This is a genomic window from Kitasatospora sp. NPDC057542 (genome assembly GCF_042801945.1).
Taxonomy (GTDB): Bacteria; Actinomycetota; Actinomycetes; order Streptomycetales; family Streptomycetaceae; genus Kitasatospora.
Genome location: NZ_JBHVFE010000295.1, coordinates 1 through 11242 on the forward strand (window position 1 = coordinate 1; position 11242 = coordinate 11242).

The 11242-nt window shown below is 72.0% G+C and carries 11 protein-coding genes; 6 read left to right on the forward strand and 5 right to left on the reverse strand.

Annotated elements, in window-relative coordinates; all coding sequences use genetic code 11:
• Positions 1-175: 175 nt before the first annotated feature.
• The 4 genes from ACFU7Y_RS29590 to ACFU7Y_RS29605 all read right to left on the reverse strand — a co-directional run bounded on the left by ACFU7Y_RS29590 (position 176) and on the right by ACFU7Y_RS29605 (position 3858).
• The gene (locus ACFU7Y_RS29590; RefSeq protein ID WP_224277284.1) at positions 176-1276 is read right to left on the reverse strand and encodes a D-TA family PLP-dependent enzyme; all 1101 of its coding nucleotides are present in this window, start codon (positions 1274-1276) and stop codon (positions 176-178) included.
• A gap of 52 nt (positions 1277-1328) precedes the next feature.
• Complete coding sequence (locus ACFU7Y_RS29595) at positions 1329-1472, reverse strand: hypothetical protein (protein WP_224277282.1); 144 nt, start codon at positions 1470-1472, stop codon at positions 1329-1331.
• Positions 1473-1774: 302 nt separating this feature from the next.
• Complete coding sequence (locus ACFU7Y_RS29600) at positions 1775-2755, reverse strand: endonuclease/exonuclease/phosphatase family protein (protein ID WP_224277280.1); 981 nt, start codon at positions 2753-2755, stop codon at positions 1775-1777.
• A gap of 341 nt (positions 2756-3096) precedes the next feature.
• Entirely contained in the window at positions 3097-3858 is a 762-nt protein-coding gene (locus tag ACFU7Y_RS29605; RefSeq protein WP_380770238.1) for an SDR family oxidoreductase, read from the reverse strand.
• Positions 3859-4169: 311 nt separating this feature from the next.
• Between ACFU7Y_RS29605 and ACFU7Y_RS29610 the strand changes: the two genes are divergently transcribed.
• Together ACFU7Y_RS29610 and ACFU7Y_RS29615 are read left to right on the forward strand one after the other, a co-directional pair.
• Positions 4170-4988 carry a hypothetical protein gene (locus ACFU7Y_RS29610; protein WP_380770239.1) on the forward strand — a complete coding sequence of 273 codons (819 nt, stop codon included), beginning with the start codon at positions 4170-4172 and terminating at the stop codon, positions 4986-4988.
• 70 nt (positions 4989-5058) lie between these two features.
• A complete protein-coding gene (locus tag ACFU7Y_RS29615; RefSeq protein ID WP_224277274.1) occupies positions 5059-5700 on the forward strand; it encodes an SMI1/KNR4 family protein in 642 nt (213 codons plus the stop codon).
• Positions 5701-6098: 398 nt separating this feature from the next.
• Here ACFU7Y_RS29615 and ACFU7Y_RS29620 read toward each other — a convergent pair whose 3' ends face one another.
• Positions 6099-6314 carry a hypothetical protein gene (locus ACFU7Y_RS29620; protein ID WP_224277272.1) on the reverse strand — a complete coding sequence of 72 codons (216 nt, stop codon included), beginning with the start codon at positions 6312-6314 and terminating at the stop codon, positions 6099-6101.
• Between the two features lie 463 nt (positions 6315-6777).
• Here ACFU7Y_RS29620 and ACFU7Y_RS29625 point away from each other — a divergent pair, with 463 nt between their 5' ends.
• The 4 genes from ACFU7Y_RS29625 to ACFU7Y_RS29640 all read left to right on the forward strand — a co-directional run bounded on the left by ACFU7Y_RS29625 (position 6778) and on the right by ACFU7Y_RS29640 (position 10711).
• Positions 6778-7587, forward strand: a complete 810-nt coding sequence (locus tag ACFU7Y_RS29625; protein ID WP_380770240.1) for a hypothetical protein — start codon at positions 6778-6780, stop codon at positions 7585-7587.
• A 356-nt stretch (positions 7588-7943) separates the two neighbouring features.
• Positions 7944-9008 carry a GNAT family N-acetyltransferase gene (locus ACFU7Y_RS29630; protein ID WP_224277268.1) on the forward strand — a complete coding sequence of 355 codons (1065 nt, stop codon included), beginning with the start codon at positions 7944-7946 and terminating at the stop codon, positions 9006-9008.
• Positions 9009-9686: 678 nt separating this feature from the next.
• Positions 9687-10280, forward strand: coding sequence for an isochorismatase family protein (locus ACFU7Y_RS29635; RefSeq protein WP_224277266.1), 594 nt, complete (start codon positions 9687-9689; stop codon positions 10278-10280).
• Positions 10281-10570: 290 nt separating this feature from the next.
• Positions 10571-10711, forward strand: coding sequence for a hypothetical protein (locus ACFU7Y_RS29640; RefSeq protein ID WP_380770241.1), 141 nt, complete (start codon positions 10571-10573; stop codon positions 10709-10711).
• Positions 10712-11242 lie beyond the last annotated feature (531 nt).

An 11242-nucleotide genomic window follows, 5' to 3' on the forward strand; every position in this document is an offset into this window, starting at 1 on the left:
GTCGTGGCCTCGCAGGCCACGGCCGGCCCCAGGTCGAACGTGCCGGATCGTGCGGGCCCCGCAGGGTGCTCGACGGTCGTCGGGTCTGTGGAGGTGGCGGCGCTCTCCTCCTGGACAGGTCCCCCGATGGCGTGCGGCTGATCGATGCACGCCGCGGGTCCGCAGGGCGCCTCGGTCAGGCGTTCCTGCCGCGGGCGGCCACGCGCCAGCGGTCCACCATCGTGCCGCCGCTGACCACGGCGACGTCGTCGACGAGGTTCACCGCGACGCAGACGTGGTTGGGAACCACGCGCAGCCGCTCGCCGAGCGCGGGCAGGTCGCTGTCGTCGGGCCAGAGCACGGTGGCGTGGTGCTCGGACAGCGCCGTGATGCGGGCTTCCGGGTGGTCCATGAGCCGGCCGAAGCCCGTCGCCCAGGCGGGTCGGTCTCCGCCGAGGACCTTGCTGCCCGCGTCCAGGACGAGCCTCCGGGGCGTGGTGTCGTCTCCCTCGTGCCTGCTGACGACGGTCGCCGCGACCGTCAGCGCGATGTCCGCCATGGTGCACCGTCCGAGTTCGAGCTGCTGGGCGTCGCCGAACACGTAGACGCCCGGCCGCGCCTCGGTGACCGCCGAGGTCCCGGTCAGCTCCGCAGTCGGGGTGGATCCGCCGCTCACCCGCGTGACCTCGAAACCTGCGGCGGCAAGCAGTTCGGCGGCCCGCCCGAGGGCCTGCTGCTCTTCCTCGGCCGCCTTCGCCGGCATCCCCGGTGCGTAGCCGTGGCCCGGGAAGGTGAACACTCCCCCGACGCGCAGGCCGGCACGGGCCGCTGCCCGGGCCACCGCCACGGCCTGTTCCGGGTGGACGCCGCTGCGGTGGTGCCCGCTGTCGATCTCCACCATGACCTCGATGTCGCCGGCCGCGGCCCCGAGGTGGCGGCCAGCCGCCTCTGCGGCTTCGACGGAGTCCGTTCCGATCGCGATCCTCGCCCTGGTGCCGAGCCGGCGCAGGCGCTCGGCGTGCCGGGGCCCGATCCAGAGCGGATAGGCGATGAAGAGGTCGGTGGCGCCGTGCTCGGCGAAGACCTCGGCCTCCCCGATGGTCGCCACCGTCAGCCCGACGGCCCCCGCCGCGAGCTGCCGCGCGGCGATCTCCGGCATCTTGTGGGTCTTGGCGTGAGGGCGCAGCCGCAGGCCCTTGGCCCGTAGTGCGGCTGCCATGCGCTCGATGTTCCGTTCGAGCACGTCCAGATCGACCATGATGTCCGGGGTGTCGATCTCTACCGGGATTCTGCTCATCTGCTACCTTTCCGACTCGAATCACGCCGAACGTATTCTTGCTCCACGAGGGTCAGTTCGAGCAATTCGTGCGGAGCGCCTCGTCGGGCCAGGCGTTCAACGGCTGGGTCGGCGACCAGCGCAGGACGAGCGGGGTGCGTTCCTCGGGGGTGTCCCCGCCGTGCCCTTCCCCGTCGAGGTGCCCGTGGTCGGCCATGACCCCGACCATCGCCGGAATCCGAGCCGGAACCCATTCTCGTGAGCGGAGCGACACCGCTCGACGTGGTTGCGCTGTCGGTGGATCCGAACAGCCCGGGCGCGGCCGCGGCGCCGGCCCGCACCGACGCGACCGGCCGGACGTCCTGCACCACCGCTACGACGGGCGCTACGGCCTGATCACGCCCGCCGGGGAGCGGACGGGCCCCCCGGCGGCCGTGGGGCCGGGGGCCGGGAGGGCCGGGAGCAGGGAGAGGAGCCGGGGACGGTGTGGGGCCGCCCCCGGCTCCCCGCGTTCCGCGTTCAGCGCAGGACGGCGAGTTCGGCCACCACGGCACGGTGGTCGCTGCGCGGCAGGGCGTGCTCGGCGACGTCGACGGCGGTCAGCGCGGGCCCGTGCAGGACGTGGTCGATCTGGATCACGGCCGGGACGCGGTAGTCGGGGTGGTCCTGGGGCCAGGTCGGGAAGAGGCCCGCGCCGAGTTCCTCGTGGGTGTCGGCCAGGCCGGTGCCGATCAGGTCGCGCATCGGCTTGTGGTCGAGGGTCGCGTTGAAGTCGCCCAGCAGGACCGCGTTGCGGGTGCGCCCGGGCGCGGCGGCGCGCAGGTCGTGCAGTCCCTCGGCCCAGCGGCGGGCATCGCCGAGCGGGTAGTAGGTGTGCACGGCGACCAGCTGCACCGGGCGGCCGCCGACCTCGACGGTCAGGTTGGTGGTCGGCCAGGCAGGGTCGGCGACGGAGCTGACGGGCAGCCGGGTGTAGAGCGCGGTGTCGGTGCCGGCCGGCCGCTCGCGGTGCGGCAGCAGGGCGCGGATGCCGGCCGCGTCCAGCGTGTCGGCGGCGGAGTCGCTCTGCTCCTCGACCGCGAGCACGTCGATCCGCTGGTCGCGTACCAGGTCGACCAGGGACTTCGGCGAGACCTGCCCCATGAAGTTGTTGCTGGTCGCCACCCGCAGCCGGGGCGCGTCGGCCGGGGCGTCGGCCCCGTCCGGGACGAGCCGGGGTACCAGCCACCACAGTTGCAGCACCACCAGCACGGCCGCGGCCCCGGTCAGCCACCGTTCGCGCAGCACCGCCACCGCCGCCAGCAGCAGCACGCTGAGCAGCGCCGCGTACGGCAGCCCGGCCATCGGCAGGGCCCACACCGTGCCGTCGTCCCACCCGAACAGCCGCACCACCGCGAGCGCGGCCGGGCCCAGCAGCAGCACCCCGCACCCGATCAGCGCGGCGAGACGCCAACGGCCTCTGCCAGCGGGCGACGCGCTCTCCGACGTACCGTCCGTCACGGTGCTCCTTCCAGGGGCGGCCGGCAACCGTGATCACCGGCTGCCGTCGTGAAGGACGGACGCCCGCACCCAGGGCCCGGTTCCACGCCACCGGTCGATGCCGGGGCGCGGGACGTCGATGCCCGGAGGGGCGGCGCCCCGGGCCGTGGAGCCCATCTCCGAGCGGACCATCCCGAGAACCTGCCCGGCGGCGTCCAGTCCGGCCGTGCCTTCCGGTCTCCAGGTCTTGTGCCGGGCGGCAGTGTTGCCGTCGATCGGCCAGGGCGCAGCGGCGGGCAGCGAGCACGAGGCCGGCAACCCCAGCAGCGGACGCCGTCCGGTCAGCTGCTGCGGGGTGGGGTTCAGTGCTCCTGGGCCGTCGGGCGCACCATGATCTCGTTGACCGCGGCGTGCGGGGGCTGGGTGACCATGAAGACGATGGAGCGGGCGATGTCCTCGGCCCGCAGCCAGGACTCCTGTGCCATGCCGCGGGCCGAGGCGAGTCCGGGACCGGTCGCCATGTGCGTCGAGGTCAGTCCTGGCTCGATCACGCCCACCCGGACACCGCGCCGGGTCACCTCCTGGCGCAGGACCTCGCTGAACGCGCACACCGCGTGCTTCGTCGCCGAGTACACGCCGTTGCCGCGGCGCACCACGCGGCCCGCAGCCGAGCTGACGTTGACCAGGTCGGCGACCTTGCGCGGGCCGCCCGCCGCGGCACGCAGCAGGTGCGGCAACGCCGCCTGCGACAGGTGCAGGACGGCCGTCAGGTTGAGGTCGACCATCCGGTCGACCTCCTCGGCGCCGACCTCCTCGACATCCCCCATCGCAACGTAACCGGCGTTGTTCACCAGCACGTCCAGCCGCCCCAAGCGCTCGGCGGCCTCCTCGACGGTGTCCCGGGCCCGTGCGGTGTCACGCAGATCGGCGCTGATGACGGCGCACGAGCCGCCATGGGCCCGGATCGTGTCTGCCAGCTCCTGCAGCCTTTCGGTGCTGCGGGCCACCAGCGCCACTGCCGCCCCCTCCCGGGCCAGCGCCAGGGCCGTGGCAGCCCCGATACCGCTGGACGCACCCGTCACCAGCGCAACACACCCCGACAGCGCCGCGTCGCTTTCGGCCACGGAGTTCCCTGCCCTTCCGCCGTCCGCACCCGTAACACCCATGCAGCCAGCCTGCATCAGACGGCCTCGGACCGCCTCCCGCGCAGCCGCACAGGTCGACCGCGACACCGATGATGACGGCCCGGCAGAATCGGGTGCGGGCACGGCACGGGACGGCGCAGCCCGAGCCGGCCCGACAGCCCCCCTGAACCAGCTCACGCCGGGCGCGGCCAGGGTGGGCGAAGCTTCTCGTGGAGGTGTGGAGGAGGTGGACCTCCCCCCACGGATCAGCGAGTGGGTCGGGGCGGCAGTCCGGGCACTACGCTGCACGCGTGATCGAGCATCCGAACGTGCGCCTCGCCGACCTTCTCGACCGCCGTACGGACGGGCACGAGCCTGCGCCGGAGGCGGTGCTCGCCGCGCTGTTCGAGGGCGGGGTGTTCGTTCCCGTCACCGACACCGGATCGGTGATGTTCCTCCCCGACGACGAGCAGCCGCCCACGCTGCTCGGGTTCACCGACGCGGCGCTCGGCGCGCGGCTGCTGCCGGCGGCCGCCGGGATGGTGCACTGCGACGCGGCGCGGCTGAGGGACATCCTGGAGAAGACCGGCGTCGCCGTACTCGGGGTCCGCTCCGGAAACGGGCAGGCGATCTTTCCCGAGCAGGTGCTGCGGCACTGGGCGACCCACGGGCCCGGGGCGGAAATGAAGCTCGACTGGTCCACCGACCCGGTGGCGGTCGCCCTGCGCGACGCGCTGGTCCGGCGGATCCGCGAGTTCCCCGCCGTCCGCTCGGTGTGGGTGGCGCACGCCCGGTGGCGGGCCGGCGGCGAGGAACACCTGATCCTGCACGTCGCCGTGGACGAGGACCTGCCCTCGGCCTCCGCCGACCGCCTGATGCAGATCCTGCTCGGCGAGGAGGTGAAGCTCGGCCGCAGGCACCCGAAGGTCGGGATGCTCGCCCTGAACACCACCATCCACGCCGACACCATCGCCCAACTGGACCGCCAGGGCCTGGACACGGTGCGCCACGACGTCGAGTCGGGACAGGTCCAGGTGATCTCCCGCGAGTACGACGACCCGTCAACGGCCCCGGCGAATGGCGCCGCACCCCAGCCGCGGGCCAAGCGCCGCTGGTTCGGCCGCTCCTGACAAGACGTCCCCCCTCCCTGTCAGCCCTCGCGACTATGGTGGCTGGTCACCAACCCCAAGAGGATCCACCATGGGCATCGTTCATCCCGACCTGGCCGTATTGCTCGATCTTGTACCAGCAGACCTCGCAGGCGGCGAACGGATCGACTGGGCTGCGGCCGAAGCTCTGCTGGGCACCAAGCTTCCAAGCGACTACAAGGCACTGCTGGACACCTACGGCATGGGCGACATCGGAGAGCTCGTCATCCTGCCCCCGTTGCCGAGTGACGTACGCGGGTGGGAGGGGTCTCACATCGGCAGCATGACGGCCTGCCTGCGGGGGCTCTGGGACAAGGACGGAGGGGTCCCTGGCGTGACGCTCGGTGCCGATGCCGTACTGCCCTGGGGCTCTGGAATGAACGCCAACGAGATGGCCTGGCTCATGAACGACCCCGATCCGGACAAGTGGCCAGTCGTAGCCTGGCGACGGCACCACTCATGGAACGAGTCGCCGTGGGCCCTGTTCGACTGCGGCATGGTCCAGTTCATCACCCGCATGATGCTGGGCCGGTTCGATGCCTGCCCACTCGGCGATTCGTCGCTCTGGAACCAGACGGACACGTTCGTCAGCTGGCGCGAGCAACGTCGACGGCTTCTGGCCGGCCTGGACCCACAGACCGGCGAACCCAATCCGTACGCCGACATGTTTCCCATCACCGAGGACTGGCCCTGAGCGTCTGCCTGCAAGCCTCTGAGCGACGTTCTCCCAGGTCAGAATTCGAACGCGGCTTAGGTCAGGCGTCGTTTGCCGGCTGGACCGGAGTGTTCGCACCGCCGAGTGGGTCGCTCTTGCGTTGCCGGCAGCTCGCGGCACGCAGTGCCGCGTTGGTGTGGGTCCGCGGTTCATGCCAAAGGCGGCTCAGCCAGCGGCTCGGGTTCCGGCGGTCGCGGGTCACCGCCGTACACGACGGAGGGGATGGCCTCGACGGGCTGGGCTCGATCCGTGCGGATGGGGGCAAGTGGCCGATCTCCTCGGCCGTGTCGAAGCCCTCCTCGGCTGATCGGAGGGCCGTGCTCGTCAGTTGGCCGACCCCGGCGCCGAGGTCGCGAGCCGGACTCCGTGTCGACCTGCTAACGCTCCGCCAGCACATCGCGAACGTCGTCGCGCAGTTTGTTGACCTCGGTGCCGACGCGGTCGACGTCGAAGCCGGTCTCCAGCACAGCTTCGGTCAACGCGAGGAGCGCCAGCGCGATTGCTCGGTGCCCGGGGTCGGTGACCTTGTCCACTGCGGTCTTGGCCTGTTCCGTATATTCCTTGGCCTGTTCCAAGTGCTTTCGTTGCGCCATGACGCCTCCTTCGCTCCGTATCCGTGTGATGACGGTATGGCATAGGCCATGACCTTGGGTGAGGTTTTGTCGTATTTGGCCCCCGCCCAGGTAGGGCGCCAGTCGGGGATCAGGGCCGAGGCCCCGTCCCAGCTGCCTGCGGCGACCGTGTTCGAAGCGAGGCGCCCAGACTGCGGGCGCGGCGCAGCGGGCCGGGTGGGCTGAACTCGGCCAGGAGGCCGGTCAGAGCAGCGGGACGGCGCCCAGGCAGGTGTGCCGGCCCGGTCTCGTCGCATCGCCCACCGGGTGGGCGACGCCCGTCGAGTACGCCGGTGCTCCGCCCGGGGCTCGGGTCGACCTGGACGCGGGCGTCGTGTCGATCCGCCGTCAGGAGACCGGCCCTGACGAGAAAAAGGTTCGATCCCGGACCAGGTGATGTGTCAGGATTCCCCGTCTCTTCGTTCGACCGGGGGTTCTCCTGATCATGCGCCGCTCCACTGTGCTCGCCGTCGCCGCCGCGGCAGTCTCCCTCGTCGCTCTGGTGGGCTGCACCGACGACGCGGCGCCGGCCGCGTCCTCGACCGCGCCGGCCTCCACGCCCACGGCGACCGTCACGCCGACGCCCACCGCCGTCGCGACGCCCACGCCCACCGCCACCGCCACCGCCACCGCCGTCGCCACGACGGAGGGCGGGGTGATCGACCCGGAGAAGGCGCTCGCACTCGCGGAGAAGACGCCGTACGCGGCCACCCAGGACTTCACGACCGAAGGCGGCCCGATCAGCGCGCTCACCAGGGCCCGGGTGAACCTCAACGGGCCGGTCCGCTCCGGCCGGCTCGCCGAGTCCATGAGCGCGGGTGGCACCGACGTGATCGGCAGCGGGAGCGACAGCCCGACCGTCGTCGTCACCGACGACGGCACCACCTACATCAAGAGCGGCAGCAGCTGGCGCACCTCCCCGCTCGGTGACCGGATCCCCGACTACCACGGCTACGCCAAGGCGCTGCTGGCCCTCGGTCCGTCCGCACGCACGGGGATGGAGGACTGCGAGGGCACGCCGTGCTACCACCTCTCCGGCACGGTCGGCCTGGAGCCGATGAAGGCCGTGGAGCCCGAGCAGTACAAGATCCTCAAGGGCAAGGGCGTGGAGAGCTTCCAGCTCGACCAGTGGATCGACGCCCAGGGCCGCACCGTCCGCTACGACCGGAAGACCGAGCTGCGGGGCATCCAGGTGCGCACCCACGGCACCTTCCGCGACTTCGGCCCGGTCGAGAAGGTCGACCCGCCGCGCTAAGCGCCGAAGTGCCCCCGGCCCTTCCGGTACGACTGGAGACCGGACCCCGCCACCCCCGTACGGCGCAGCCCCCGGCCGTTCGCACCTACCGGGGGCTGCGCCGATACGGGACTGGCAAGGCCGCACCTCCACTCCACCACCGGCCCGGTACGCGTCTTCGCCCGCTTCCGTGACCTCGGCGAAGCCCGCACCTTCCTCCAAGCCCAGGCCAGTCGTGGTCGACGACCGGTCGACACGGTCTGATCGCCCTTGCGACTCGTCACCCGTACCGACCCCGAACTCCTCCACGAACGTCGAACCCGCGATCACGGGTTCCTGCGCTGGTCGCCTGCCTGGACGGCCCGGACCTCACCGCCGTGACCGACCCCGACGCCTACCCATCGGATCTTCCAACGGCGCGCCCTGCGAACCCAGGTGGACCTCATCCTCGAAAGGCACCACAGCCTGTGACCACCCACGACCTGACCATCACCCAGGCCGCACCCGACGACCCGAGAGTCCTGCAACTGGTCCGCGACCTCGACGCCGGCCTCGCCGCGCGCCACCCCGACGAGCCCTGCACCGGTGACGCCCGCCCCCACCCCGACATCCGCTTCCTGCTGGCACAGACCGACGGCCGACCCGTCGGCTGCTGCGCCGTCCAGCCGCGCCCCGACGGCGCGGCCGAGCTCACGCGCCTGTACGTCACACCCGACGCCCGCGGACACGGCATCGCCACCCGACTGCTCGCCGAGGCCGAACGCACCGCCGCCGCTCTCGGACACCCCGAGATCCGCCTGAAAGCCGGAGTCCACCAGCCCGAAGCCATCGCTCTCTACACCCGCGCCGGCTACACCCCCATCTCCGACTGCCCGCCCTATCAGGACAAGCAGCTCAGCCGCTGCTACACCAAGCCGCTCCCGCGCCCAGGCCAGTCGTCGACCCGGATTCCCGGACTCGTGATCGGCGAGCTGTCCTTGCTGGACGATGCGGTCGCGGCAGCCGTGCACGGGATCGGCCACCGTGCCTACGCAGTCGAGGCGGAGCTGATCGGCTTCGCCGGTATCCCCGCTCTGGGCGAGAGTTTGGAGGAGATGCGCGTCCAGCCGCTGCGGTGGCTGGGGGCAACGGTCGATGGCCGGGTCGTGGCGTTCATCGCCTGGCAGGAGCTCGACGAGGAGGATGCGGTCGACATCGACCGGGTGTGCGTCGATCCGCCGTGGTTCCGTCGCGGGCTGGCTTCCAGGCTCCTGCAGCACCTTACGACCGAGATGGTTCCGGGCCGGGCCGTTCTGGTGAGTACCGGTGCCGACAACCGCCCGGCCGTGGAGCTCTACGAGCGTCACGGCTTCTCCCGGATCGGCACTGTCGAGCCTGTTCCCGGCCTACGAATCGCTCAGTTCCGGCTGGCGGGAGCGGCCGGAGTGCGCGGTCGGCAATAGCCCGAAGAACGCTGCACGAGATGGTGGGCGGGCTGCCGAAGCAGTTCCGGTGGCCCTGGGCGAGCGCGCTGGTGAAGCGGTAGCCGGTGAACTTCGCGGCGACCCGGGCCGGTGCCATGGTGGAGCGGTCGCCTCGACCATGAGCACCGGCACCCCGATCTCCGGGGCCTGCCACACACCGTCCGGGCGCACCTTGCGCTTCCCGCCCGGCAGCAGGAGCTCGGTCTCGGTCGACCGGGAGCGCACGGCGCCGACCCCACCCGCGGCACCCGGTGCGGTGCCGCCCAGGACGAAGGCGAGCACGGTCTCGTTGACCGCCATCGCGTGCGGCGCGCCCGTGCGGCCGACCCCCGTCCGCGGTACCGCCCATCTCCGAGCGGGCCATCCCAAGCACCTGCCGGCCGCGTCCAGCCCGGTCGTGCCCTCCAGCCGCCTCGTCTTGTGCCTCGCTGCGGTGTTGCCGTCCCAGGCGACCAGCCCGTGCCGGGGAGGTGCCTCCTGGTCCCCCCACACACAGCAGTGCCGACGCACTACTCGACGGCACAGTGGCGGCGCCCGTAGCCGGCGGCGAAGCGGGACGCCCGGCGGTCGGGTGAACCATGCGCCCGGAGCGCGACCGTCCTGTCGCCGACGGGGCACGGATCAGGAACACGGGTTTCCGCCGGGAAGGGTTACGCCATGCACCGCGCACTGATCGTCGTCGACGTGCAGAAGGACTTCTGCGAGGGCGGCAGCGTCCCGGTCAAGGGCGGAGCCGACCGCGCCCGCGCCATCGCCGACCTCACCCGGCGCACCGCCGGCACCACGTACACGCACATCGTCGCCACCCGCGACCACCACATCGACCCCGGCGGCCACTTCTCCGACCACCCGGACTTCCGCAACTCCTTCCCCGTGCACTGCGTCGTCGGCAGCGACGGCAGCGAGTTCCACCCGCACTTCGCCCCCACCGCCCAGTCCGGGACCGTCGACGAGGTCTTCTACAAAGGCGCGCACTCCGCCTCCAAGAGCGGCTTCGAAGGCTCCACCGAAACCGGCACCCCGCTCGCCGACTGGCTGCGCGCCCGGGACGTCACCCATGTCGACGTCGTCGGCATCGCCACCGACCACTGCGTCAAGGCCACCGCCCTCGACGGCGCACGAGCCGGATTCACCGTCCGCGTCCTGCTCGACTACACCGCGGGCGTCGCCACCGACACCACCACCGCAGCCCTCCACGAACTGCGCCAGGCCGGCGTCCACCTCACCGGCCACCCCGTCGTCCTCAACTGAGCCACACCACGACCACCTTCCCGGCGCTCACCGACATCCCTTCCTGCCGCAGTCGGGAGAGCCCACGGCGGCGCAGTCGCGCACCGGTCATACGCCGGCGTGAACTCCCGCCGGATCCTGCCGAAGTCCTGCTCCACCCAGGCCGAGGAGACGTACCGATCGGTTTCTGTCCGCACGGCGAAGGCGAGGCGACCGTGCGGCACGCCGCGCGCTCCGTATCGCGGAGGACCCCGTCCTCTCCACCCGGTGAGCCGCCGTGGGCCAGGGTTCCCACCGGTACCGTGGCGTGGTTGGCGGTCGTCCTCTCGCCGACGGTCCCCATCGTCTCGACGGTCGCCGTCACCTCCGAGCCCGGCGGGTGCCCCAGTGCGCCGGCGTTGACGGTTGTCCTCCTGCTGGCGACCGCCGTGCTCGTCATCGCCTTCACCTGAGCCGAGGCGCACGGCTCCCGGGCAGCCCCTGCGGGTACTTCCTGTCAGGGCACACGCGCCGGGGACGCCCGGAACTCGGGGTGATTCGCCGAGGCGTTCGAAGGGCGTGCATCCAGACTCCCCGTCCCCGAGCCGGACCGCTCCGGTTCGTCACCGGCGTGATCGCCTCGCTCTCGGCGATCACGCTCCCGCAGACCGGCGCTCAGGCGGACCGGGCGGCGCTGCTGAAGAACACCTTCGCCGGTTGGTGACGCGAATTCGGTCAGCGCAGGCAGTGAACTTCACGGCTACCCGGGCCGGGGACATGATCGAGCGAGCCCATGGCCCGCCCACCAGACCTGTGCCGCCTGCCGGCGAATCGGTGTCCAACCGCAGGGTGGAACTTCACGCTCACACTGGCCGCCCAGCGCGACACGCCGCCGACGTGATCGTTCCGCGCCGGCGCTCCCGGTTCAGCGGCGGGCGGTCGACGCCTTGCCAAGCGCCCCCTGGTGCGACCACCCCGTAGTGGGCGGGGGCACCGCGCCCGTG

Coding starts and splice junctions, on each gene's coding strand:
- ACFU7Y_RS29625 (WP_380770240.1), top strand. CDS start 6,778: ATGCGCCGCTCCACTGTGCTCGCCGTCGCCGCCGCGGCAGTCTCCCTC.
- ACFU7Y_RS29635 (WP_224277266.1), top strand. CDS start 9,687: ATGCACCGCGCACTGATCGTCGTCGACGTGCAGAAGGACTTCTGCGAG.
- ACFU7Y_RS29595 (WP_224277282.1), bottom strand. CDS start 1,472: ATGGCCGACCACGGGCACCTCGACGGGGAAGGGCACGGCGGGGACACC.
- ACFU7Y_RS29620 (WP_224277272.1), bottom strand. CDS start 6,314: ATGGCGCAACGAAAGCACTTGGAACAGGCCAAGGAATATACGGAACAG.
- ACFU7Y_RS29615 (WP_224277274.1), top strand. CDS start 5,059: ATGGGCATCGTTCATCCCGACCTGGCCGTATTGCTCGATCTTGTACCA.
- ACFU7Y_RS29590 (WP_224277284.1), bottom strand. CDS start 1,276: ATGAGCAGAATCCCGGTAGAGATCGACACCCCGGACATCATGGTCGAT.